The sequence below is a fragment of the Rhodococcus sp. 1R11 genome, assembly GCF_004563845.1.
Classification (GTDB): domain Bacteria; phylum Actinomycetota; class Actinomycetes; order Mycobacteriales; family Mycobacteriaceae; genus Rhodococcoides.
This window is the reverse complement of the sequence record NZ_SPNG01000008.1, coordinates 52,733-77,493: the sequence shown is the minus strand read 5'-3', so window position 1 is coordinate 77,493 and position 24,761 is coordinate 52,733. Positions and strand designations below refer to the sequence as shown.

The 24,761-nt window shown below is 62.1% G+C and carries 23 protein-coding genes; 15 read left to right on the top strand and 8 right to left on the bottom strand.

Annotated features, from left to right (window positions below; translation table 11 throughout):
* Positions 1 to 11 precede the first annotated feature (11 nt).
* The 3 genes from E4P29_RS15430 to E4P29_RS15420 all read left to right on the top strand — a co-directional run bounded on the left by E4P29_RS15430 (position 12) and on the right by E4P29_RS15420 (position 4,240).
* Positions 12 to 1,643 (top strand): NAD(P)/FAD-dependent oxidoreductase, encoded by a 1,632-nt coding sequence (locus E4P29_RS15430; RefSeq protein ID WP_135046061.1) that lies wholly within the window; start codon positions 12 to 14, stop codon positions 1,641 to 1,643.
* 147 nt (positions 1,644 to 1,790) lie between these two features.
* Positions 1,791 to 2,579: a cyclase family protein gene (locus E4P29_RS15425; RefSeq protein WP_135046058.1), complete on the top strand. Its 789-nt coding sequence runs from the start codon at positions 1,791 to 1,793 to the stop codon at positions 2,577 to 2,579.
* Positions 2,576 to 4,240 (top strand): thiamine pyrophosphate-binding protein, encoded by a 1,665-nt coding sequence (locus tag E4P29_RS15420; protein ID WP_135046056.1) that lies wholly within the window; start codon positions 2,576 to 2,578, stop codon positions 4,238 to 4,240. Before E4P29_RS15425 ends, E4P29_RS15420 begins: the two co-directional genes overlap by 4 nt.
* Before the next feature lie 173 nt (positions 4,241 to 4,413).
* On the opposite strand, the gene E4P29_RS15415 is transcribed toward E4P29_RS15420, so the two are convergent.
* The 6 genes from E4P29_RS15415 to E4P29_RS15390 are packed head-to-tail and all read right to left on the bottom strand — an operon-like array spanning position 4,414 to position 11,188.
* Positions 4,414 to 4,887, bottom strand: coding sequence for a thioesterase family protein (locus E4P29_RS15415; RefSeq protein ID WP_135046054.1), 474 nt, complete (start codon positions 4,885 to 4,887; stop codon positions 4,414 to 4,416).
* A complete protein-coding gene (locus E4P29_RS15410) occupies positions 4,884 to 7,265 on the bottom strand; it encodes a bifunctional salicylyl-CoA 5-hydroxylase/oxidoreductase (RefSeq protein WP_135046052.1) in 2,382 nt (793 codons plus the stop codon). Before E4P29_RS15410 ends, E4P29_RS15415 begins: the two co-directional genes overlap by 4 nt.
* Positions 7,262 to 8,920, bottom strand: a complete 1,659-nt coding sequence (locus tag E4P29_RS15405) for an AMP-binding protein (RefSeq protein WP_135046050.1) — start codon at positions 8,918 to 8,920, stop codon at positions 7,262 to 7,264. The genes E4P29_RS15410 and E4P29_RS15405 overlap by 4 nt, the downstream gene beginning before the upstream one ends.
* Positions 8,917 to 9,828, bottom strand: coding sequence for an acyl-CoA thioesterase domain-containing protein (locus E4P29_RS15400; RefSeq protein ID WP_135046048.1), 912 nt, complete (start codon positions 9,826 to 9,828; stop codon positions 8,917 to 8,919). Before E4P29_RS15400 ends, E4P29_RS15405 begins: the two co-directional genes overlap by 4 nt.
* A 23-nt stretch (positions 9,829 to 9,851) precedes the next feature.
* The gene (locus E4P29_RS15395) at positions 9,852 to 10,346 is read right to left on the bottom strand and encodes a cupin domain-containing protein (protein WP_135046046.1); all 495 of its coding nucleotides are present in this window, start codon (positions 10,344 to 10,346) and stop codon (positions 9,852 to 9,854) included.
* Positions 10,343 to 11,188 carry a fumarylacetoacetate hydrolase family protein gene (locus tag E4P29_RS15390; RefSeq protein ID WP_135046044.1) on the bottom strand — a complete coding sequence of 282 codons (846 nt, stop codon included), beginning with the start codon at positions 11,186 to 11,188 and terminating at the stop codon, positions 10,343 to 10,345. The genes E4P29_RS15395 and E4P29_RS15390 overlap by 4 nt, the downstream gene beginning before the upstream one ends.
* A gap of 105 nt (positions 11,189 to 11,293) precedes the next feature.
* Here E4P29_RS15390 and E4P29_RS15385 point away from each other — a divergent pair, with 105 nt between their 5' ends.
* From E4P29_RS15385 to E4P29_RS15350, 8 genes are all read left to right on the top strand, one after another.
* Positions 11,294 to 11,707 carry a RidA family protein gene (locus tag E4P29_RS15385; protein WP_135046042.1) on the top strand — a complete coding sequence of 138 codons (414 nt, stop codon included), beginning with the start codon at positions 11,294 to 11,296 and terminating at the stop codon, positions 11,705 to 11,707.
* A gap of 186 nt (positions 11,708 to 11,893) precedes the next feature.
* A complete protein-coding gene (locus E4P29_RS15380) occupies positions 11,894 to 12,478 on the top strand; it encodes a YceI family protein (protein ID WP_135046040.1) in 585 nt (194 codons plus the stop codon).
* Between the two features lie 5 nt (positions 12,479 to 12,483).
* Positions 12,484 to 13,167 (top strand): hypothetical protein, encoded by a 684-nt coding sequence (locus tag E4P29_RS15375; protein ID WP_135046038.1) that lies wholly within the window; start codon positions 12,484 to 12,486, stop codon positions 13,165 to 13,167.
* A 522-nt stretch (positions 13,168 to 13,689) separates the two neighbouring features.
* Positions 13,690 to 15,165 carry a 2-hydroxymuconic semialdehyde dehydrogenase gene (locus E4P29_RS15370; protein WP_135046036.1) on the top strand — a complete coding sequence of 492 codons (1,476 nt, stop codon included), beginning with the start codon at positions 13,690 to 13,692 and terminating at the stop codon, positions 15,163 to 15,165.
* Between the two features lie 42 nt (positions 15,166 to 15,207).
* Positions 15,208 to 15,981: a 4-oxalocrotonate decarboxylase gene (locus E4P29_RS15365; protein ID WP_135046034.1), complete on the top strand. Its 774-nt coding sequence runs from the start codon at positions 15,208 to 15,210 to the stop codon at positions 15,979 to 15,981.
* Positions 15,978 to 16,430, top strand: coding sequence for a RidA family protein (locus E4P29_RS15360; protein ID WP_135046032.1), 453 nt, complete (start codon positions 15,978 to 15,980; stop codon positions 16,428 to 16,430). The genes E4P29_RS15365 and E4P29_RS15360 overlap by 4 nt, the downstream gene beginning before the upstream one ends.
* Positions 16,427 to 16,948, top strand: coding sequence for a 3-hydroxyanthranilate 3,4-dioxygenase (locus E4P29_RS15355; RefSeq protein WP_135046030.1), 522 nt, complete (start codon positions 16,427 to 16,429; stop codon positions 16,946 to 16,948). The genes E4P29_RS15360 and E4P29_RS15355 overlap by 4 nt, the downstream gene beginning before the upstream one ends.
* A gap of 4 nt (positions 16,949 to 16,952) precedes the next feature.
* Complete coding sequence (locus tag E4P29_RS15350; protein WP_135046028.1) at positions 16,953 to 17,948, top strand: amidohydrolase family protein; 996 nt, start codon at positions 16,953 to 16,955, stop codon at positions 17,946 to 17,948.
* A gap of 193 nt (positions 17,949 to 18,141) precedes the next feature.
* Here E4P29_RS15350 and E4P29_RS15345 read toward each other — a convergent pair whose 3' ends face one another.
* Complete coding sequence (locus E4P29_RS15345; protein ID WP_135046027.1) at positions 18,142 to 19,080, bottom strand: LysR substrate-binding domain-containing protein; 939 nt, start codon at positions 19,078 to 19,080, stop codon at positions 18,142 to 18,144.
* A gap of 144 nt (positions 19,081 to 19,224) precedes the next feature.
* Positions 19,225 to 19,971: an IclR family transcriptional regulator gene (locus E4P29_RS15340; protein WP_135046026.1), complete on the bottom strand. Its 747-nt coding sequence runs from the start codon at positions 19,969 to 19,971 to the stop codon at positions 19,225 to 19,227.
* A gap of 47 nt (positions 19,972 to 20,018) precedes the next feature.
* On the opposite strand from E4P29_RS15340, the gene E4P29_RS15335 reads away from it, so the two are divergent.
* The 4 genes from E4P29_RS15335 (at position 20,019) to E4P29_RS15320 (ending at position 24,054) form a co-directional block, all read left to right on the top strand.
* Complete coding sequence (locus E4P29_RS15335) at positions 20,019 to 20,810, top strand: fumarylacetoacetate hydrolase family protein (protein WP_135046024.1); 792 nt, start codon at positions 20,019 to 20,021, stop codon at positions 20,808 to 20,810.
* Between the two features lie 40 nt (positions 20,811 to 20,850).
* On the top strand, positions 20,851 to 21,798 hold the full coding sequence (locus E4P29_RS15330) for an acetaldehyde dehydrogenase (acetylating) (protein ID WP_135046022.1): 948 nt from the start codon (positions 20,851 to 20,853) through the stop codon (positions 21,796 to 21,798).
* A complete protein-coding gene (gene dmpG, locus E4P29_RS15325) occupies positions 21,795 to 22,841 on the top strand; it encodes a 4-hydroxy-2-oxovalerate aldolase (protein ID WP_135046020.1) in 1,047 nt (348 codons plus the stop codon). Before E4P29_RS15330 ends, dmpG begins: the two co-directional genes overlap by 4 nt.
* A gap of 127 nt (positions 22,842 to 22,968) precedes the next feature.
* Positions 22,969 to 24,054, top strand: coding sequence for an S-(hydroxymethyl)mycothiol dehydrogenase (locus E4P29_RS15320; protein WP_135046019.1), 1,086 nt, complete (start codon positions 22,969 to 22,971; stop codon positions 24,052 to 24,054).
* Positions 24,055 to 24,761 lie beyond the last annotated feature (707 nt).

Below are 24,761 nucleotides of genomic sequence, written 5' to 3'. Positions count from 1 at the left end.
CGGATACACGGGTGAGCACCCGCACGTTCGACGCGGTTGTGGTCGGTGCGGGAATCAACGGGATGGTCGCTGCCGCAGAACTTGCCGGCTCGGGATGGTCGGTCGCTCTCGTCGACGAGCGCGAGAAGCTCGGAGGATTCATCGCCTCGGATCCGCTGACGTGTCCCGGTTTCGTCCACGACACCTTCAGTTCCTGGCACCCCTTGTTCGTCACCGGTGGCGCATACGCGACTCTCGGGGACGACCTGCACCGTCATGGCCTCGCGTATTCCAACTCCGACGGAGCTGTCACGGGCGCGGTCTCGGATCGGGGCGTAGCAGTGGCGCATCGCGACCCAACGCAAACCGCCCAGAGCTTCGAGCACGAACACGATCGAGTGGCGTACGCAGCGATGCTGGCCGATCTGGAATCCTGGTCCCCCCATGTGTTCGGTGCCTTGGGCTCGGAACTGCGGCCGTTCGATCTCGCTCGCCTGGGCACATCGATGGCGCGCGCACTCGGCAAGGACGCCAGCTTCGACATGCTACGCGTCTCGGCACAGAGCGGACGCGCGCTCATCCGTGAGCGCTTTCGTGGTTTCGAGGCCGACCAACTCTGGACTCCGTGGTTACTGCATGCAGGCCTGTCGCCCGACCACGCGACCGGCGGGCTGATGCTGCCGATCATGGCTCTTACTATGCACGCGGCCGGACTTCCTGTGGTGACCGGTGGTGCGGACAATTTCGTGACCGCATTCGCCCGCGTGCTCAACGAGCGCGGGGTGACGGTGATACTCGGTGAAGCCGTGCAGCACATCGAGATTCGGTCCGGTCGCGCCGTTGCCGTGCAACTGGCCGACGAGAGACTGTCGGCGACGCGAGCCGTACTGGCATCGACAGCAACGCCCAGACTCTACGACAACCTGCTCGATCCTTCGGCCGTTCCTGTTGCAGGCCGACGCGCCGCCGACCGGCATCGCCCGGGCCGTGCTGCAATGCAACTGCATTTTGCGTTGGACCGTCCCGTTCGGTGGTCCGATTCGCGACTGGACGATGTGCCGCTGGTGCACATCGGAAGCGGTGCGTCGAGCACCGGAATCGCCTGTGCACAAGCCGAATCAGGCTATCTACCGTCAGATCCCACGATCGTCGTCGGCCAGCAGTGCGTTCTCGATCCGAGCCGAGCTCCGACCGGCAAGGCTACTTTGTGGGTACAACTACAGGAGCTGCCGTTTGCGCCGAAAGGTGATGCTGCGGGGTCGATTTCGACGGACGGTACGTGGAATACCGACACGACGGCAGCGTACGTCGATCGCGTGTTGGACTCGATCGAGCGTTTCGCACCTGGTCTACGTTCGACCGTGTTGCACGCGTATTCCATCCCGCCGACCGCGCTGACGGCTGCGAACGCCAACGCCGTCGCAGGCGATCCTTACGGCGGTGCGGCCGAAATCGATCAATCGCTGCTTTGGCGCCCCGGCACCGGCACCGGCCACCGCACCGGCATCGACGGACTGTTTCACATCGGTGCCTTCACGCACCCCGGGCCCGGACTCGGCGGCGGTTCGGGCCACCTGGTTGCTCAGCAACTACTCGCGCCATCTCGTCGCACACGCAGTGTCGATCGCGTTCGCAGAGCTATCGAGAAATTAACATCGAAATGATGACGGGAGTCACTCAGACGCTATATCGTAGCGGTGTTCGGTCACCAGGCGCGGTTCTGCCACGTCTACGGCAGCGCGGCCTGCGGGTATGAGATCTCGACTTAGCCCGAACAGTAACTTCGACAGAACCGACGAAAGGCTCGACCGATGACCACTCCAGCGACAACCTCGACACTCACCAACCTGTTGACCGAGCTGGCCAACGGCGCGCTACGGATCGTCGACCTCACTGCTCCCCTGTCGTCCACGACACCGGTGCTGGCGCTGCCCGCACCGTTCGCGAACACGATCTCACTGTCCCTCGAGCCCGTCAGCGACTTCGACGATGCAGGCCCAGGATGGGGATGGAACAACATCCACACCGGAGAGCACACCGGCACTCACGTCGATGCGCCCGCCCACTGGGCAACCGGGCGCGACGGTCACACCGTCGACACCATTCCCCCGTCGCGACTCGTCGGCCCCGCCGTCGTGCTGGACTTCACCGCCGAGGTCGCCTCGGACCCGGATTTCCTGCTCGAGCCCGCCCACCTCGACGAGTTCGTAGCAAAGAACGGCCCCCTTCCGGACAATGCGTGGTTGGTCTTCCGCACGGGATGGAGTGCTCGAAACCAGAACGCAGAAGAATTCCTCAACGCCGACGACGACGGCCCACACACTCCCGGCGTATCGGTGGCAGGTGCGCAGTGGCTCGCCGCGTCGACAATCTCCGGATTCGCCGTCGAGACAGTGGGCATCGACGCCGGCCAAGCGGCCGCGATGGAACCGATGTTCCCCGTCCACCACCACCTGCTCGGTGCGGACAAGTACGGAGTCACCCAACTGCAGAACCTCGATCAACTCCCCGCCGCAGGCGCGGTACTCGTGGTATCCCCCCTCCCGATTGTCGGCGGAACCGGCTCTCCTGCACGTGTTCTCGCGTTCGTGCCGGCATGACGCGCACGGTTGCACACCTGGTAGCGGACGTGCTCGCCGATCTCGGCGTCGGCCACATCTTCGGTGTCGTCGGTAGCGGTAACTTCGACGTCACCAACGCCCTCATCGCACGCGGCATCCCCTACACAGCAGCACGCCACGAAGGAGGCGCTGCGTCGATGGCCGATGGATTCGCCCGCCTTGCAGCGCTACCCGCGATTGTCAGCGTGCACCAGGGTTGTGGGCTGACGAACGCGATGACCGGCATCGGCGAGGCCGCCAAGAGCCGCACCCCCGTCATCGTGCTGGCCGCAGACGTCGCGGCATCGTCGAGATTGTCGAACTTCCGCATCGACCAAGACGCACTCGCCCGCAGCGTCGGCGCCGTTTCCGAGCGTGTGCACTCGGCGGCGACCGCCATTGCCGACGTGACCCGAGCGTGGCAGACCGCCGTGCACGACCGTCGCACCGTGGTGCTCAATTTGCCGCTCGACGTACAGTCCGCTCCCGCACCGGAACACGCCGGCACCGTCGCGCCCCCCTCGGCTCCCGAGCCGGTGCGTCCGGCACAGGCTGCGGTCGAACAGTTCGCAGCCCTCATCGCAGGGGCGTCGCGACCGGTGTTCGTCACCGGCCGTGGCGGTCGCGCTGCGGGCCCGGAGATCTCGGCCCTGGCCGAGCATGCCGGGGCGCTCGTGGCGACCTCTGCCGTCGCAAACGGCCTGTTCAGAGGCGAAGAATTCGATCTGGGAATCTCCGGCGGATTCTCGGCTCCGCTGACCGCGCAATTGATCTCCGACGCAGACCTCGTCGTGGGGTGGGGATGCGCGCTGAACATGTGGACGATGCGACACGGATCCCTCATCGGGCCGGATGCACGAGTGGTCCAGATCGACGACACCGCCTCCGCACTCGGTGCACATCGCCCCATCGACCTTGGAATCCATGGCGACTGTGCAACCACTGCGATCGATGTTCTCACCGAATTGACTCGTAACACCAAGGCGCGCCACGGATACCGGACTCCGGAAGTATCCACCGAACTCTCCGTACGGCGCTGGTGGAACGATACCGAGACTCCCGACTTGTCCACGTCCGAGACCATCGATCCGCGCCCGTTCACCAAAGCCCTGGACGACATACTGCCCGCAGAACGAGTGGTAGCCATCGACTCGGGCAACTTTATGGGATATCCGTCGACGTATCTACGCGTCCCCGACCACATGGGTTTCTGCTTCACGCAGGCGTTCCAATCCATCGGGCTCGGGCTGTCCAGTGGCATCGGAGCAGCGTTGGCTCAACCTGATCGCCTCGCCGTGATCGGGACCGGAGACGGCGGCTTCATGATGGGCATCTCGGAACTCGAAACCGCTGTCCGACTGGGACGTCCGCTGCTGATCGCGGTGTACAACGACGCGGCCTACGGTGCGGAGGTTCACCACTTCGAGCACCTCCCTCATGATGGTGACGCTGTGAATTTGTCGACTGTCACGTTCCCCGACATCGACATCGCCGCTATAGCAGAAGGTTTCGGTGCCCGCGGCGTGACGGTACGTACGCTCGCCGACATGGACGAAGTACGACGATGGGCCTCAGCACCGGACGGCGTCATGGTGATCGACGCCAAAATCGCCGCTGACGGCGGAGCGTGGTGGCTCGCAGAGGCATTCAAAGGCCACTGAACTGAATATCCTCGCGATACCTTCCGGGCTGTGCAAAGAGGTCACACTGCCCGGAAGGTGAGGACCGTCATGTCCCCTCTGCTTCGCCGTCATCCGGTGCTCGCCACAGCCGACCTGGACGAGGCGTGCTCGTCGGTCGGGCAGGTCCTCCACCGCTGTCGGTTCTCCCAGCGCTATCGCGCCGAGTTCGGCCTGAGCCCGTCTCGGACTCTCGCGTCCTGAACGGGCTCGGCAGGTGCCGTCACCAGAGCCTGCAACACCTCTCGCCACTGCGGCGGCCACGGCGCGGCAGCGGCTCCCGCGACTGCGCGGTCGATGTGCACCGTCACGTACGAGCCTCTCGCCGCGAGTGATCGGTCTCGCCCCTCGAACGCCTCACCCCAGATAGAGAACTCGAAACGCATCGACGACGACCCCAAGTGCGCGATATCGAGATCCGTCGTGACCTGCTGGCCGAAATACAGCGGTGCGTGGAAGTCGACCTCGTACCGCACTCGTGGGACTACCGGAAAATAGCCGACGAGGCCACACTCGCGAACGAGTGCGGCCTCGGCAGATTCGACGAACCGGATGACTGTGCTGTTGTGGTAGATGCCTGCTGCATCGGTGTCCACCCACTCGACCCGGCCTGTCAGCGAAAAAGTCATGCGGGCACTGTACTTCTCGGGCGCCAGCGGACGTGGGCGGAGTTGTCGGAACCGTCCCGAAGCAGCGACAGGCGAGGCGGGACCTTGTCGGTGCGGGAGGTCGGCGGACGGCGCCGACCTGCACGCCACTGGACAGGCCATTGCGCTCCGGGTCCTCGATACTCCTGCTCTGCAGCAGCATGCAGTGTCCACTGTGGGTCGTAGAGGTGCGGTCGACCGAGTGCGCAGATGTCGGCTCGGCCGGCCAGGAGAATGGAATTGACATCGTCGTACGACGAGATCGCTCCCACGGCGATGACGGCCACTCCCGCGGCCGCGGCCACCTCGTGACGGATGCGGTCGGCGAACGGAGTCTGATACGACCGTCCGAACGCCGGCTTCTCCTCCTTGGTCACCTGGCCAGAGGACACGTCGATGGCGGCTGCACCGTGTTCGACGAACGCCCGTACGATCTCGACGGCATCTTCGACCGTGTTTCCGTCCGGAGCCCAGTCGGTCGCCGAGATACGTACGGAGACCGGGAAGCTCGACGGAACCGCGCGTCGGACTGCATCGAAGACCTCGAGCGGGAACCGCAAGCGGTTCTCCAGGCTTCCGCCGTAGGAGTCGGTCCTGACGTTCGCAATCGGAGACAGGAACGACGAGAGCAGATATCCGTGCGCCGCATGGACTTCGATGAGGTCGAAACCGGCGGCTACGGCGCGCTCGGCCGCGGCGACGAAATCGGCCACCACGATATCCATGTCCTCGCGAGTTGCCTCACGTGGAACATGACATCCGTCGCCGTACGGGAGCGGCGACGGTCCGATCGGCTCCCAATTGCCCGATTCGAGCGGTTCGTCGATTCCGTCCCACATCAGCTTCGTCGAGCCCTTGCGACCCGAATGACCGATCTGCACTCCGATTTTCGCAGCACTGTGTGCGTGCACGAACGACGTCACCTGAGCCCAGGCACCGCGCTGTTCGTCGGTCCACAGCCCCGGGCAACCCGGCGTGATCCGCGCTTCCGGCGATACACAGACCATCTCGGTCATGAGCAGACCTGCTCCACCGAGTGCTTTGGATCCGAGGTGGACGAGATGGAATTCCCCGGGTAGACCGTCCACCGCCGAGTACATGTCCATCGGCGAGAGCATGATGCGGTTGACCAAATCCAGTTCACCGATGCGCACCGGTTGGAACATCGCAGGTGCTGATTCGACCGCGTTTCCACCCGCAACGGTGTCGGCAAACCGTTGCTGCACCAGCGCCGCGAACTCGTCGTCACGCTCACCGAGGTTCTCGAACGTGATTCGGCGTGAGCGGGTCAGCAAATTGAAGACGAACTGTGTGTCTTCCTGATCGGCGTAGAGGCCGATGTTCTCGAACCATTCCAACGAAGCCTGCGCCGCCCGCTGGGTACTTTCCACCACCGGCTTTCGTTCGGCCTGGTAAGCAGCGAGAGCGTCGGGGATGTTGGAGTGTTCATGCACGCAAGCGGCCAGAGCCAATGCGTCCTCCATCGCGAGCTTCGTTCCCGATCCGATGGAGAAGTGGGCTGTGTGCGCCGCGTCGCCCAGCAGCACCACGTTGTCGTCGAACCATCGCTCGTTACGAACAGTCTGGAACGACAACCACTTCGAGTTGTTCGTCAGAATATCGTGACCGCCGAGATCGTCCGCGAAGATCTCACGAATCCGATCGACTGCATAGGTATCGGATACTCCGGGTGGGAGTTGCTGGTCCTCGGTCGCGTCGAAACCGGCCCGCCGCCAGACATCCTCGTGCATCTCGACGATGAACGTCGAACCCTGATCCGAATACGGATAGCCGTGGATCTGCATCGTCCCGAACTCGGTGTGCCTGACGAGGAATTGAAACGCCTCGAACACTTTGTCGGTGCCCAACCAGATGTACTTGTTGTTGCGACGGTCCAGCGTCGGACCGAACGCATCCGCGTAGCGGGTACGGACAGCGGAATTTATCCCGTCGCAGGCGAGCACCAAGTCGTAGGATTTTCGCAGAACGTCGGTATCGGGTGCATGAGTCTTGTACTGCACCTCGATGCCCAACTCGGCCACGCGCTGCTGCAGGATGGCCAGTAGTTCCTTGCGGCTCATTGCAGCGAATCCCTGCCCGCCCACCGTGTACGAGCGGCCGTCGATCTCGACATCGATGTCCGTCCAGCGAGCGAAGCGGCGCTCCATCTCGGTGTGGACGACGGCGTCGGCCCCTTCGATACTGCCGAGTGTCTCGTCCGAGAACACCACCCCGAAGCCGAACGTGTCCTGCGGCGCATTACGTTCCCATACGTCGATGACATGACCTGCATCGAGTTGTTTGGCGAGGGCGGCGAAGTACAGACCGCCGGGGCCCCCACCCACGATGGCAATCCTCATGGTGTGTTCTCCTGTATCGTTTCGCGAAGTTTGAAGTGCTGAAGCTTGCCGCTGGAATTCCTCGGCAGAGCATCGATGAAGCGAATTCTTCTGGGGTACTTGTACGGTGCCAGTTCCGCTTTCACGTGATCCTGAATGGATTTGATGGCCGCGGCATCGTGGGCAACTCCCGCGCGAAGTACCACGAATGCGCTGACGATCTGGCCGCGTTCGGCGTCCGGCTCGGCGACGACGGCCGAATCCACGACGTCCGGATGCATATCGATACACGCCTCCACTTCGGGCGCGCCGATGTTGTAACCGGAGGACACGATCATGGAATCCGTGCGGGCGCAGTAGAAGAAGTAGCCGTCCTCGTCGCGGTAGAAGGTGTCACCGGTGACGTTCCAACCGTTCTCCACCCGCTCCTGCTGACGATCGTCGGCGAGGTATCGGCACCCGACCGGACCGATCACCGCCAGTCGACCCGGTATGCCTGCTGGCACCGGCTCGCCGTCGTCACCGAGAATCTCGGCCCGATAGCCAGGCAGGGGCTTACCTGTCGAACCCTCGCGAATCTCACTCGCCGCGGCGGTGGACAGAAAGATATGCAGCAGTTCTGTGGCGCCGATTCCGTCGACGATCTCCAGACCGACGGCGTCTCGGATGCCGTTCCACACCCCCGCCGAGATGTGCTCACCTGCGCTGACTGCGACCCGAAGATCGGCCAGCTGCTTTATCTTCCCAGCCTTGATGATTTGCTTGTACGCCGTGGGGGCGGTGGCAAGAACCGAAACTCCCTCGCTACGAACCACGTCGGCGAGTTCCGCGGGTGCCACCGCTTCGGTGAGCAGAGCGCAGGCACCAGCTCTCAACGGGAACACCACCAGCATCCCCAGGCCGAACGTGAACGCCATCGGTGCAGTACACGCGACCACGTCGTCCGGCCGTAAGCCGAGGCCGTGTTTGCCGAACGTGTTGTCTATCGAGAGCACATCGCGGTGAAAGTGCATCGTGATCTTGGGGGTTCCGGTACTGCCGGATGTCGGGCACAGAAGCGCGACGTCGTCTGCTGCGGTATCCACGGCCACGAAGTCGGTGGGCTTGACTGCCGAACGAACCATCAAATCGTCGGACGCGTCTCCTCCGAAGGGAACCACCACGAGTTCGGGATGCCCCTCGTCGCGCACCGTGTGCAGATCGTGCGCAAATCGCGAGTCCACCAGTGCGATGACCGGGCGTGTCTTGGCCACGATCGGTGCCAGTTCGCGGGAGCGAAGCGCGCTCATCACCACAACTGCGATGCCGCCTGCTTCGATGATCGCGAGCCATGCCGCGACTGCTATCGGTGTATTCGGCGAACGCAGCAAGACGCGGTTGCCGGGAACGAGTCCGAGGTCCTCGGTGAGCACCCGGGCGATCCGGTGCGTGTGGTCTCGGAGTTCACCGAGCGTCCAGGCTGTTCCAGCTGGGGTGCGAAGAGCGTGGTGATGCTCGCCGAATTGCTCGACAGCGCGCTCGATCAACTCGGCCCCCGCGTTGAGCCGCTCCGGATACTGCAGTTCCGGGGTCGTGAATTCGAGGATCGGCCACAATTCGGCGGGCGGGAGGTTGTCTCGCGCGAACGTGTCGACGTGTGCGCTTGGGGTGAGAGCTTGTACTGTGTCCGCGGTCATTGCCCGGCTCCTGTCGTCTCGGCATCGATCATGCCCTCCTGGACGACGGTGGCCAGGTGGATTCCTTCAGGGGTGAAGAATTTGCCGAGGCCGACACCGCGACCTCGATCGGCGGCGACTGCCTCCTGTGCGTAGAGCAACCATCCGTCCATCGTCCCCGGCTCGGGCATGCGGTGAAACCACATCGCATGATCGAGACTGGCTGTGACAAGCCCCTTCTCGGCCCACGGATGACCCAGCGCACGAAGTACCGGCTCGAGGATGGTGTAGTCGCAGACGTAGGCGAGCGCGGCGAGGTCCCTCTGCGCATCGGACAGACCGTCCACCGGACGTAACCGGTCGAAGGGGCGCACCCAGATGGCCTGGTGCGGGCTTCGCCCGCCTTCGATATCGAGGTAGATCGGACCCGGCACGTGCCGCATGTCGAAGCTACGTCCCGCCGACCAGTAGTCCTTCGAGACCGTGGTCATCGTGTTCTCGTCCGAGATGGCATGGTCTGCCAGGTATTGCGCCGACGTCGGAAGCGATTCGGGCGCCGGAACATTCGCGGGCACTGCGCTGCTCAAAGACCCACTACGACCGCCGGCCGCGAAGGACACCGTGCCGATGTAGGCAACTTTGTCGTTCTGATATGCGCGCACCTGCCGGGTGGAGAACCGGCGACCGTCACGAATCACCTCGACGTCGTAATGCACCTCTGCATCGATGTCGACGGGCCGCAAAAAATACGAGTGCATCGAGTGCATCGACTTACCGTCGGACACCGAACGCATGGCCGCGGCTGCTGCCTGGGCAACCATGTCGCCGCCGTACGCTTTGGGCCACGGACACTCCTGGGTGTGCGCGGTGAACCCGAGGTCGGCTCGACGAGGCTCGACTTCGGCCAACGACACGCATCTGGTGAACATGGCGGAGGTCGCCACCGACTGCGTCACGGCCGGTTCGACCAGTCACGAAGCGAATCATCATCCACCTCAGGCAGATTGACGACGATGTTGTCCGGTGTTCGCGTGGTCAGCCAATGCAACGGCTCGGTACGGCTCAGATTGCATTCGATGTGGGGCATGAACGGCGGCACGAAGACCCAGTCGCCCTCGTTCATGTCGATGTACTCCGAGTAGTTCTCGCCGAAGTAGATGCGGGCATGACCCGAGAGGACGTAACCACCGGTCTCGGCCTCCCCGTGATGGTGAGCGAGAGAACGATATCCGGGTTCGTTGCTGACCTTTCCGTACCAGATCTTCGTGGCCGGTGTGTGTTGCGGACTGACGCCCGAGATTCGTACAGCGCCCTCCGTTTGACCGGTGCGGCCGTCCTCTTGGCCGGCCCGGGTCACGACAGGAACAACCTGACCACCTGCGCTCGCGTAGATCGAGTTGTCGCCTTCCAGACGGTATCCGGCGTTGGAATCGAACTGGGTTGTCATGCTGTTCTCCTTGCTGGTGAGGCCGGCTCGGCGACCCGGACTGTGTTGGTGAGGGTTCCGATGGCCTCGATCTCCGTTTCGAGGACGTCGCCATCGGCGAGGAACCAGGCCGGCTCGCGAGCCATGCCGATTCCACCAGGAGTGCCGGTGAGTACGAGATCACCGGCACGCAAAGTTGTGAATGTCGATATGTACGAGAGGAGTTCCGCAGAATCGAACACCAATGTGCTCGTGCTGTCGCGCTGGACCTCGACGCCGTTGACCCGGCACGTGATCGTGATCCCCGCGGTCGGGTCGATTTCGTCTGCCGTCACCACGACCGGGCCCACCGGAGTCGTTGCGTCCCAGGCTTTTCCTTGAAACCACTGCAGGGTGCGGCGCTGCCAATCGCGCATCGAGACATCGTTCGCGACGGTGTAGCCCAAGATCGCTTCGGCTGCCTCGGCACGCGAAGCGCGCGTCAGCGTCCGGCCCACGACCACAGCCAGTTCGGCTTCCCAGTCGGCGTTGACGTCCCCTGATATCACCACGTCGTCCGTCGGCCCGATGAGAGAGTCGGCGAACTTCGCGAACAACGTCGGGTGGGTCGGCAGCTCACGACCGGTCTCGGCGATGTGCTCGCCGTAGTTCAATCCGCAGCAGATCACCTTGGTCGGTGCCGGCAGCGGAAGGACCAGAGTGCCGGCCACCTGCGGGCCCTCCACAACACCGGAGGTGGGCGCAGTCCAGCCCGTGCGGAGCAGCTCGGACAACGACGGCGCAGGTAGAGCCACCCAGCCGCCTGCATACGCCGCCGCTGCAACGGTGTCCCCGTTGTCGAGTTCGAGTGTCGCGAGCCTCATCCAAATCCTTCCGACCGATCGTGTGTTGAGTTTTGCACGATCGTCGCAAGTGCGCAATACTTGTTGTCAACATACAGATCCGGCGACCTTCGGGAAGGACCACTCATGGCCCACCACACTGTCAATCCGCCTCAACTGCCGACACCCAAGGGCTTCTCGCACGGCACGCTGGCAGGCAACACGCTCTACTTGGGTGGGCAGACAGCCCTCGACAAAAACATGAACATCGTCCCCGGCGGGATAGTGGAACAATTTCGCCAGTCCTTCTCGAATGTTCTGACCACGTTGGCCGCATCGGGTGGACAACCCGAAGACCTGGTGAACATCACGATTTTCTTGACCGACATTCCCGACTATCAGGCGCACGGCCGGGAGATCGGACGCGTGTGGCGCGAACTCGCCGGGCCGGTCTATCCGGCGATGGCCGGAATCGGAACCACTGGCCTGTGGCAAGCGGATGCCTTGATCGAAATTACAGCGATAGCAGTGATTCCCGAGGATCGGTTGATCCGTCCTTAGGACGCGTATCCATGCGAGCGGCGGCCCTCCCTCCATCCCGAGGAAGGTGAGATTGCTGTACGAGCACTATCGAGGGCGGATGCTCAGCAGTCTCCGGGCTGCCGACAATTACTCGGGTCCAGCGATCGACACGCTCGGATGCGACGGACATACATTCGTAGTACACGACTTGGAGGCTAGAGAGACATGACGCAAGTATCCGGCGATTACATGACGGGCACGTGGGTGATAGATCCACAGCGAAGTGCGGTCAAGTTTTCGATCAGCCACTTGATCGCGAAGAAAGTGCACGGTGTGTTCACCGAGTTCGACGGCCAGATCGTCACTCGTCCCGATGTCACCCAGACTGCCGTCCAGGCAAGCGTCCAAGTGCGGTCGATGGATACTTTCAATGCCAAACGTGATGAGGGAACGCTCGCCAAGGACCCGTTCGATGCGAATAACCACCCAGCCATTACCTACACTTCGACCTCGATCGAACCCAGTGGCAACGAAGTTCGAGTCCACGGCTCTCTCACCGTTCGCGGAGTAACTCGCCCGGTAGTGCTGGCGGTGACACAGCTCAGGTTCGAGCGCGACGCCAACGTACGCTACAACGTTCGATTTCTTGCCACAGGGCAGGTCAATCGTCAGGACTTCGGAGTCCGCTTCCCCGTTCCGCTGGATCGACAGGGAGTCTTGGCGGGCAATCGGATCGACATCGAGCTCGACGTCACTGCTGGTCTGCTTGACGACCATGACCATGATCTTGTGCCGGGAAATCGTGGGTAATTGACATGCACGAGGTCAGCTTCGATAAGTCTCCCTTTGCCGTTGTAATCAGTGCTGACGCAGCCCCGCGCGACGGAGCGGCACAATGGGCTGGCCTCGTGAGTTCTACCGATGCGCTTGCGCGGCCGCTGCCCGGGTATGGCGGAACGATCTGGCTCGCGCAGGGCCGGGCGCTCGGTCCGGCCTCCACCACCGACACCGAACTTCTCATGGGGTTTCTTTTCTGGCGCAGTAGCAGCGAGGCCGAGGCGTTTTCCACGGAACTGAGTCGCGCTCGAACCAAGAGCGAGTTCGTCGACGACCTCCTGATAGACGAAGGGATCTACCAGTTCAGCGCCACGGTGACGGCAGACGCGTCAACTCACGTCGACCCCGTGCGCTATCAGGCCGAGTTGGCGACCGAGATCATCAAAATGACACCCGTCAGCGGCAAACAAGGGTGGGTCGGCGAGTACAACGAGAGCGAGACGCGCGACCACATCAAGAATCTCGACGGCTTCGTTTCGGCGAGCTTCTTTCGCGACCTCCGGAGCGATCGAATAGTCGAGTATGTGCAGTGGCGCTCAGCCGCCGACTCGGCAGCGGCACTAGGCGACGCGCGCTTTGCCGAGCATCTGAGCGTGAACAGTCATTACTCCGCAGGAAAAGCTTTCCTCTTCGGTGAACGATTGGCCGGCGACACCGTGTAGGCGACGTCCCTCGCACGGCGCGAACCAATGTCGCCACCGCATGCGAAAACATGCAATAAGTGAACAAGCACGATGTCGGTAACGGTGCCCGTCATTCGATAGCGACGCACCGCGGACGCCCGTCGGGCGTCCGCGGTGCGTTACTTCTATGGCCATCGAAACTGGTGGTGCGCGCAAGGCGCGGCCATACCCAGTTCAGAACAACTGCACCGCTCTTCGACGTCACGGCTAGCAGCCTGAGCATGGCGGGTACCCAAGTGCAGACTCGCGTATTGCAAGTTGACATACCAAGACTGGGATAGCTGCACGAGAAAGTCGCATTGGTCAGAATGTGGGTCAAGTATCAGTATTGAGACAACCCGGACCCATCTCGAAGCGGTCAGCCCACAAGGCGCTGAGCCGGCACCAAAAGCGGGAGCGGCGAGAACAACTGCCCTGCAGGCGTCGCCTACGTTCAGGGTATAGGCGGCATATCTGGACACAAACGATTTTTGACACGTGACAGAGCGGAAACTAGATAACATGGCCTCACAATTCGACGGTTGGATTCGCAATTACGTCGACGGCTCCTATGTCGAACCCGACGAATCTTCGAGCTTCGATCAAGTCGACCCCGCAACGGGCCGCGTGCTCGGGCGGGTCCACGAGGCCGACAAAGCTTTGGTCGACCGGGCCGTGACTTCCGCCAGACGCGCCCTGGACAACGGTTGGTCCGATACGCCTGTCCGAGAGCGAACGGCATTGCTGCGCCGCGCCGCCGACCGGATCGAGGAGCGTTTCGAGGAGTTCGTGGCCGCAGAAATGGCGGACACCGGTAAGCCGATCACGCAGGCACGCGAACTCGACGTCGCGCGTGCCCTGACGAACTTCCGCACCTTCGCCGACGTCGCCGCCGCAGCCGGTCAAGAATCTTTCGTCACCGACCTCGCCGGGGGCAAACAGGCGCTGAACTATGCGATCCGCAAGCCGCTCGGAGTTGTCGCCGTTATTGTTCCGTGGAACTTGCCGCTGCTTCTGCTGACTTGGAAGGTTGCACCCGCTCTCGCGTGCGGAAATTCCGTGGTCGTCAAGCCCTCCGAGGAAACGCCGGCAACGGCGTCCCTACTCGCAGAGGTGCTCGAAGAAGTCGGGCTGCCCCGCGGCGTCTACAACGTCGTGCATGGGTTCGGCGCAAACTCCGCCGGGGAGTTTCTGACCACACACCACGGTATCGACGGAGTCACCTTCACAGGTTCCTCGGCAACGGGATCGAATGTCATGAAAACCGTTGCGCCGCGGGTTCGGCCAGTCTCGTTCGAACTCGGCGGGAAGAACGCCGCGATTGTGTTCGACGACGTCGACATCGAGGAAACGCTGACCGGCCTCACCAAATCGGTGTTCGCCAATACCGGCCAGGTCTGCCTGTGTACCGAACGGGTATACGTGCATCGAAGCATCTTCGATGACATCGCCGGCGGGCTCGTGGAGCGGGCAGCGGCACTGCGTCTCGGCGACCCGACGCTTGCCGATACGACCACCGGTCCCCTGATTTCGCAGGCGCACCGGAAGAAGGTCATGGACTACTTCGAAATCGCTGAGCAAGAAGGCGCGAAAGTGCTCACTGGCGGGGGCATTCCGGATCTCGGGCAGGACCTGTCCGGCGGATCCTGGATCGAACCTACTCTATGGACAGGCCTGACCAACAAGGATCGCACCGTGCGCGAGGAGATCTTCGGACCCGTCGCAGCGCTCATTCCGTTCGAGACCGAAGCCGAAGCGATCGCTCTGGCGAACGACACCGAGTACGGCCTTGCAGCCTCCGTCTGGACCAACGACCTGCGTCGTGGTCACCGCGTCGCGCAGAAGATGAACGTCGGAATCTCATGGGTGAACACGTGGTTCACACGCGAACTGCGATCACCCTTCGGTGGTATGGGGTTGTCGGGCATCGGACGTGAAGGTGGCGAGTCCTCGCTGCACTTCTACACCGAACCCACGAATGTGTGCGTGCAGCTGTGAATATCGAAACCGCAAATAATGTGCAGAAATGAGTGAGGCGTCATGACAGCCCTGAAAGGCACCGAAACCGCGCTTGCACGTCGCCTCGACGACGCACAGCAGAGACGCACCGACACCCCGAGCCTCGCCGACGATCACACCATCGATATCGACCAGGCCTACAGGATCCAAAACGAGCTCCTCGAACTACGCACCGAGCGTGGTGAATCGATTGTGGGCATCAAACTCGGCTTCACGAGCGAGGCGAAGATGGCGCAGATGGGCGTCTCGGAGGTCATCGTCGGCCAGTTGACCGACGCGATGTGTGTCAATGACGGCGGCGAAATCGACCTATCGGAATTCATCCATCCCAAGATCGAACCTGAAGTGGCTTACCGTCTGTCGAAAGACGTAGATATCGACGATCCGAACGTCGACATCGAAGCCTGCGTCGACGCGGTGGCTCCGGCGATGGAGATCATCGACTCGCGTTACCGCGACTTCCGCTTCACCTACACCGACGTCGTCGCGGACAACACCAGTGCGGCCGGTTACGTGATCGGACGATGGCTGCCGCTACAGAACGTCGCAGACCGTTCCGTGCGGATGGAAGTCGGTGACCAGACCGTACTCGGTTCCACCGAAGCAATTCTGGGCGATCCAGCGCGCGCTCTCCATGCACTGCTCGACATCGCTCGACGGCGCCGAATTCCATTGCGCGCGGGTCACGTAATTCTGGCCGGCGCTGCCACAGCAGCTGTGCGACTCGACGAGGGCGTCGCGCAGTGCAGCATCGACGGCCTCGGGACCGTCACAGTGATCGGTGTGAGGCAATGAGCGGCGCGCAGGTCATCGAGAAGCTGGCCAAGCCGCGCGGAAAGTTTCCGCACGTCAAGGTGGTCGGTGACTTCGTGTACGTCTCTGGCACCAGTTCGCGTCGGCCCGACAACACCTTTGCCGGCGTCGAGGTCGACGAGATGGGGACAACGGCCCTCGACATTCGAGAGCAGACCCGTGCAGTCATCGAAAATATCGAGTCGATCCTCGCGGAAGTGGGCGGGGTTCTCGGTGATCTGGTTCAGGTCACCTCGTACCTGGTGTCGATGAACGACTTCGGTGGATACAACGAGGTGTACGCCGAGTGGTTCGACGAAGACGGTCCGACCAGAACGACTGTGGCAGTGCATCAACTACCACACCCACACTTGCTCATCGAAATTTCCGGCGTGGCGTACGTGCCCGCCGCGAAGCGCCCAGAATCCGACGAAACGGAGACCACACCATGACCACAATTCCTCCAGTCATCGACTTCACCAAGTGGATCAACGACAACCGCCACCTCTTGCAGCCGCCTGTCAACAATCAGACGATGGCGCTGGGAGACGACTTCATCGTGCAGGTCGTCGGTGGCCCCAACCAGCGGACCGACTACCACCTCGACCCCTACGAGGAGTGGTTCTACCAGCTCGAAGGAGACATTCACGTCAACGTCATGACTGACGACGGCCCCCAGCGCGTCGACATCAGTGAGGGTGAAACCTGGTTGCTGCCGGGGAATGTCCCTCACTCGCCTCAGCGTCCCACCGTCGGCTCCATAGGCCTTGTCATCGAACGTGTCCGAAAAGAAGGCACCCTCGAGAAGTTTCAGTGGTACTGCCTCGAATGTGACCACAAAATTCATGAGGTCGAACTTCAGGTGCGCGACATCGTGTCCGACCTCCCACCGGTGTTCGTCGAGTTCTACGAGAGCGAAGAGGCTCGCACGTGCGACAAGTGCGGCACGCTCCATCCCGGTAAGGGCTGAACACATGAGCAACCTGATCGACATCCACACCCACTACGTTCCCAATGGGTGGCCGGACTTGACCGAGGATGCCGGGGCCCAAGCACCGTGGTTGAGGGTCGAGTCGGAAACCGAAGCCATGATCATGATGGGAACCAAGGAGTTCCGCCGCATTCGGTCCGATGCATGGGATGCTGAAGTGCGTCTCAAAGACATGGATGCCGATGGCGTCCATACGCAGGTCGTATCGCCGACGCCCGCGTTTTTCAACTACGGCCGAAGCGGCGAGCAGGCAAGTCGCATTGCACGGATCTTCAATGATCTCGCACTGGATATCGTGGAACCGGCGACTGATCGGTTGATTCCTTTCTGCCAGGTGCCTTTACAGGACACCGACGCAGCGTGCCGTGAACTGGAACGCTGCATTGCGAACGGGCACCGCGGTGTCGAGATCGGTAATCATGTCGGCGACCTGGATCTCGACAGCGAGGGCGTGGTGACGTTCCTCCAGCACTGTGCGTCGCTGGACGTACCGGTCTTCGTGCACCCGTGGGACATGGCCAGCTCTCCGCGCCTGGACCGGTGGATGGCACAGTGGCTCACCGCAATGCCCGCCGAAACGCATCTGTCGATACTTGCGCTGATTCTGGGAGGTGTGTTCGACAAGATCGACGACAGTCTCAAAATCGGATTTGCCCACGGTGGTGGATCTTTCGCGTTCTGGTTGGGCCGAATGGAAAACGCCTGGCATGGCCGGAACGACATCATCGGTACGTCGGAGTTTCCGCCCTCGCATTACCTAGGAAGATTTTACGTGGACTCGGTCGTCTTCGACGAGCGTGCGTTGAGGCTGTTGGTCGACACAGTAGGAGTGGACCGCGTGATGGTGGGCAGTGACTACCCGTATCCACTGGGCGAACGTCCGGTCGGTGAAGTGGTGCGCAAGAGCGAGTTCCTGAGCGAGTCCGGTCGTCACATGATCGCGAGGGGAAACGCTGAACGTTTCCTCGGGCTGGACTGAAATTCCTGGGCTTATCGGAATTTGGCGTGTTACCGCGGCACCTCGAACATCACGCGTCCGCAGGCGTGCTGGGCGGGGAACGAACATCGGTGCTTCGAGACCCACCCATCTCGATCGGTGACCGTCGAGATGCTGTTGTGCTTGATTCGTGGATGACACACCCGTACATCCACAGTAGATGTTCCGAGCGGAATCAGCCGTCGAGTCGGGGGCTCGCAATGTCGTCGGCTGTCTCGTGCAATCGAGCCACCAACGCATCAGCCGAAGGGTTCAGCGGACGATTGACTGCCAGAGTCAACCCCACTCTGTGAGATATCTGATCCAGTGTGACTGGAAGAGTAGTCAGGCGCGAATCAGCGCGAGGAATCAGACTCGGCAATACCGCGACCATATTCGTTTCCAGCAGCAGCTGCCTCACCGTCAGGAATGACGTCGCATCGACACGATTGGTCGGCAGTTCCATATCGTTCCGTGCGAAGAACTCTTCCAACTCGCTACGGAGTGCAGTCTCGACACCGGGAAAGATCCACGGGTAGCCCGCAGTATCCGAAAATTTCAGTTCCTTCACATCTGTCAACGGATGGTCGACACGTGTGACAAGTTGTACCGATTCACTGTAAAGAGCAATACGGATGACCCGGGCGTCGGAATGGGATGTCAATCGGCCGACGATCAGATCCACTTTCCCAGCTTCGAGTTCTGCCAACAACACTTCCGGTGTGCCTTCACGTACGATGACGGTCAGTTGCGGACGATCCACCTTGAGGGTTGCAATAGCTTTGGGCAGCAATATATTCGATCCAGCTAGATGCGACCCGACTACCACGGTTCCACGATCGGCATCGGCAAGTTCTGCGATGTGTTTCTGCGCTTGGACGAGCTGGGCGAGCACCGCCCTCGCATGCTGAGTGAAGGCCTTGCCATATATGGTTGGGCGCACCCCCCGAGGGCCGCGCTCATACAACGTCACACCAAGAATCGATTCCAGCTCATGTAAGCTCCGAGTTGCCACGGGCTGCGTGATATGCAGAAATCCGGCCGCCCCTACAACTGTGCCCAATCTTGTCACCGCGTCCACAAGTAGCATGTGCTTGATCTTCAGCCGACCATCGAGCAGGCGGGGTTCGTCCACGTAGCAAGCGTACCCCTGGAGCGGCCACGGAGAACGTTCGTGATGCTGGTACCGAACATTTCTTTTCGATCCGAGTCGAGTCGAATTCACCGTTATCCGTGGCGAGCCCTACCGAGTTCACTCCTTGCGGGCCGAACTCGCAAGTCACTCGGCAGACACACGTGCAAGCAATCGCCCCAGTGCCAAAGTGGCAGTCCGGACAGCGGGTGCAAGCAATTCAGGGCTGAAGCTCGCCTTGGGAACGGATACCGAGATTGCGGCAATAGCCTTCTTCGAGACAAGTACCGGTGCAGCAAGGCAGCAACCACCGATGGCTGCTTCCTCTCGCTCGATGGCGACGCCGGTCCGTCGTATCGAATCGAGCTGCTTGGACAGAATTCGAGGGTCTGTGATCGATTGCGGGGTGAAGCGGCGGAACGGCCGGGCGAGGATCTCGTTCTGTACAGCCGAGTCCTCCGATGCCAACAGCGCCTTCCCGACCGCAGTACACGTCAGCGGTAGTCGCCCGCCGATCTGCGAGGGCAAGGGTAGCGAGGAGTGGCCGTGAATCTTTTCCACGTACACCGCGTCGTGACCGTCTCGGACCGCGAGGTGCACCGTCTGTTCGGTCACTGCGAACAGGTCCTGCATAAACGGCAGTGCAGCGGTGCGCAATCGATGCTTGAGTCCGACTCGCTCACCGAGCTCGAACAGCGACATTCCAAGCTCGAATGTTTTGCCGATACGCATGATCCAACCCAGTTCTGCCAGATCGACCAACAACCGGTGCGTCGTCGAGCGAGGCAATCCGGTGCGAGTAGACACCTCGGCCAGCGTAAGAGCACAGCCCCCGGGAAAAGCCTCCAAGATCAAAGCGGATCGCTGCAACACCGATAACGCATCCCGTTTCATGGGACAGATCCTATCCGCGACGGCCGATCGTGAATAGCGTGAAAATCATGACCACAGTGGAACAACACACGATCAGCGAAGCGGCCGACCGTCTGGCCGCCGCCGCCAACACGGCCACCCCGTGTGCTCCGGTCCGTGACCTCATCGGACGCGAGGATATCGACGCCGCCTACCGCATCCAATCACGCAACATCGATGCACTCCTGGCATCGGGTCGCACCGTCGTCGGCCGAAAGATCGGGCTGACCTCGCCCGCCGTGCAGAAACAGCTCGGGGTCGATCAGCCCGACTTCGGAGTGCTGCTCGATGATTTCGACGTCTCCGGCGACGGCCCCGTCGACTCTGCCCGGCTGCTGCAACCGCGCATCGAAGCCGAGATCGCATTCATTCTGTCCTCCGACATCGACGAGAAGATCACCGCAGCACAAGCGCCATCGTTCGTCGACCGGGTGTTCGCATCGTTCGAGATCGTCGACAGCCGGATCACGGGCTGGGATATCAGCCTGGCCGACACCGTCGCCGACAATGCATCATCAGGGCTCTATGTGTTGGGGGAGAGCATTTCTCGCGCCGACGCACCCGACCTCGCCGAGGTCACCATGACCATGACCGCGGACGGTGAACAGGTTTCTGCCGGCAAGGGCTCGGACTGCCTGGGTAGCCCGTGGGAGGCGCTGGTGTGGTTGGCCAACACCAGCCTGTCTTACGGTTCGCCGCTGCGAGGCGGCGAAGTGATCCTCTCCGGTGCCCTCGGCCCGATGGTCCCCGTCACCACTGGCTCGACGTACACCGCGTCCATATCCGGAATCGGCGACGTCACAGCGACATTCACCGCGTGATCGACGACGGACGAACCTCCACACAGAATCGAAGGACATCATGAGCAAGACCAAAGTAGCGGTGATCGGATCCGGCAACATCGGCACCGACCTCGTCATCAAACTCAAACGTGTAGCCATGAACGTCGAAATCGCGGTACTCGTCGGAATCGACCCTGCCTCCGACGGTCTCGCCCGGGCACGCCGACTGGGTATCAGCACTGTGGACTCGGGAGTGCAGGGGCTGATCGATCACCCCGACTTCGCCGACATCGACATCATCTTCGACTCGACCTCCGCCAAAGCCCATGTCGCGAACGAAGAAGCTCTCCGGCCGTACAACAAGCGGCTGATCGATCTCACTCCTGCGGCGATCGGACCGTACGTTGTTCCCGCAGTCAACCTCGAGGAGCATCTGGGTGCGCCCGATGTGAACATGGTGACCTGCGGTGGGCAGGCGACCATCCCGATCGTCGCCGCGATCTCGGCCGTGACGCCGGTGCATTACGCAGAGATCGTCGCCTCGATTGCCTCGAAATCGGCGGGTCCCGGAACCCGCGCAAACATCGACGAGTTCACCGAAACCACCTCCGAGGCAATCGAAAAGGTCGGCGGTGCCGCCCGGGGGAAAGCCATCATCGTCCTCAACCCGGCCGAGCCGCCGTTGATCATGCGCGATACCGTGCTCGCGCTGGTATCGAACCCCGATCAGGACTCGATTCGTCGATCCGTACTGGACATGGTCGACAAGGTCTCGGCCTATGTCCCCGGCTACCGCCTCAAGCAAGAAGTGCAATTCACCCAGCTGGACGACGAAGAATCCGTCGCCACCTTGACCGGCGGCGTCGACAAAGGGCCCGGCCTGTGGAAGGTCTCGGTGTTCCTCGAAGTCGAAGGTGCCGCGCACTACCTTCCCGCGTATGCCGGCAACCTCGACATCATGACCTCCGCCGCCCTGCAGGTCGCGGAGAAGATTGCAGAGAACAAGACCTTGGAGGCGGCACGATGAGCGAAACCACGAAGCGATCGAACGCGACCGACGGCGCCGCCCTGTACATCCAGGACGTCACCCTGCGCGACGGCATGCACGCCATGCGTCACCGCATCAGCCCCGACAACGTTGCACGCGTCGCCAGCGCCCTCGACAGCGCCGGTGTCGACGCCATCGAGGTCACGCACGGGGACGGCCTCGCCGGCCACAGCCTGACGTACGGGCCGGGCAGCAACACCGACTGGGAGTGGATCGAAGCCGCCGCCTCAGTGGTGCACCGCGCCAAACTCACCACCCTGCTGTTGCCGGGGGTGGGGACGGTGAAGGAACTCGAGCACGCCTTCAAGCTCGGTGTCACCTCGGTCCGAGTGGCGACGCACTGCACCGAGGCCGACGTCTCCGCCCAGCACATCGGCAAAGCCCGCGAGCTCGGCATGGATGTGTCCGGATTTTTGATGATGTCGCACCTCGCCGAGCCCGAACAGCTTGCCGCGCAGGCCAAGCTGATGGAATCCTATGGCGCACACTGCGTGTACGTCACAGACTCGGGCGGCCGACTGACCATGAACGGCGTTCGCGACCGAGTGCGTGCCTACCGAGACGTCCTCGATGCCGACACCCAGATCGGCATTCACGCACATCAGAATCTGTCTCTGTCGGTCGCGAATTCTGTTGTGGCGGTGGAAGAGGGAGTTACCCGCGTCGACGCATCTCTCGCCGGTCACGGCGCAGGAGCAGGTAACTGCCCGATCGAGCCGTTTATCGCCGTCGCAGACCTACACGGGTGGAAGCACAATTGTGACCTGTTCGCACTGCAGGACGCGGCAGACGACATCGTCCGGCCTCTGCAGGACCGGCCTGTTCAGGTCGACCGCGAGACACTGACCCTCGGGTATGCAGGGGTGTACTCGAGCTTCCTACGTCATGCGGAGGCTGCCGCCAAGCAGTATGGATTGGATACGCGCGCAATCCTTCTCGCCGTCGGTGAACGTGGACTTGTGGGTGGCCAGGAAGATCTGATCACCGACATCGCGCTCGACTTGGCAGCGTCGAAGAGCTGAGTCGTCTGTTCCACGAATCCATCACGAGAGTTCACGAGCCTCATCGGCAAGCACCGTCGCAGACGCCGGATCACGATCCTGCGCCTTAGACAGAACTCGCCTGACCGTTCACTGTCCAAGGAGACTCATGACCACCATGTGCAAGGGAGTTATCGCCCGGAGTAAGGACGCCGTCGTAGAGCTCGTCGACATCGTCATCCCCGACCCCGGCCCCCACGACGTCATCGTCAAGATCCAGGCCTGCGGGGTCTGCCACACCGACCTCACCTACCGCGACGGCGGCATCAACAACGAATTCCCATTCCTCCTCGGCCACGAAGCCGCCGGCATCGTCGACACCATCGGCGACGCCGTCACCCACGTTTCCGTCGGCGACTTCGTCGTCCTCAACTGGCGCGCCGTCTGCGGAGAATGCCGCGCCTGCAAACGAGGCCGACCCTGGTACTGCTTCGACACCCACAACGCCTCACAGAAAATGACCCTCACCGACGGCACCGAACTCACCCCCGCCCTCGGAATCGGCTCCTTCGCCGACAAAACCCTCGTCCACGAAGGCCAATGCACCCGAGTCGACCCGACCGCCGACCCCGCCGTCGTCGGACTCCTCGGCTGCGGAATCATGGCCGGCCTCGGAGCAGCAGTCAACACCGGCAACATCTCGCGCGGAGACTCCGTCGCCGTCATCGGCTGCGGAGGAGTCGGAGACGCCGCCATCGCCGGAGCAGCCCTCGCCGGCGCATCGACCATCATCGCCATCGACCGCGACGACACCAAACTCGCCTGGGCGAAAGAACTCGGCGCCACCCACACTGTCAACGCCTCCCACACCGCACCGATCGCCGCCGTCAAAGACCTCACCGGCGGCCACGGAGCCGACGTCGTCATCGACGCCGTCGGACGCCCCGAAACCTGGAAACAAGCCTTCTACAGTCGCGACCTCGCCGGCACCGTCGTCCTCGTCGGCGTCCCCACCCCCGACATGCGCATCGACATGCCGCTCATCGACTTCTTCTCCCACGGAGGATCATTGAAGTCCTCCTGGTACGGCGACTGCCTCCCCGAACGCGACTTCCCGATGCTCGTCGATCTGTACCAACAGGGCCGGCTACCGCTCGAAAAGTTCGTCACCGAACGCATCGGACTCGCCGACATCGAACAGGCCTTCCACCGCATGCACGCCGGCGAAGTCCTCCGATCGGTCGTCGTCCTATGACCACCGAAACACTCATCACCACAAGCGGACTACGCATCGAACGAGTGCCTGCAACAAATAGTTCAGGTCGCGCTTTGTCTGGACACGCGAGGAGAAGACAGTCTGGGCGCACCGAAGGGAAATACCCACGCTGGGCAAATTTTGCTCTGCAGCCATCGACGAAACGCTCTCGGGCACACACGCCCTACACGACATTCCACACTCAGGGTCGGGAACCACGAGGAGCTGCAACGTCGTGCCCACATACCGGCAAATCCCTGAGGTCGACTTCACTCGGCGATGCCCATCCTGCGGTAACCGCTGCCAAGCAGAAGTGGTGCAGCGGGCAGTGACACCGACCGATAGCATCACCAGCGTTTATGCGGCATGCATGACGTGCCAGTGGGAAGGTGACGCGGACATGACAATTCGTTCGTGACTACGCAAATGCGCACGTTCGATCGACGCTCCTGACCGAGCGGCACGAAACCGCATCCCCCGCCCTCCACACAACTGCTCAGTACGAGGGAGAGACCTACCGTGGCACAGAATCAGAAGTTTCACGAGCAATGCTGGACTTCGCGTTGCGGTGGAGTCCCCACGGCGGAGGGAGGGACGAAGACATCCTCATCGAGTTCGGCCTCACCTCGCCCGCGTTCTTCGAACGCGTTCTCACGATGCTGGCCACACAACCGAACGGTCTGAAGTCAAGGAAAGAAAGATTGATC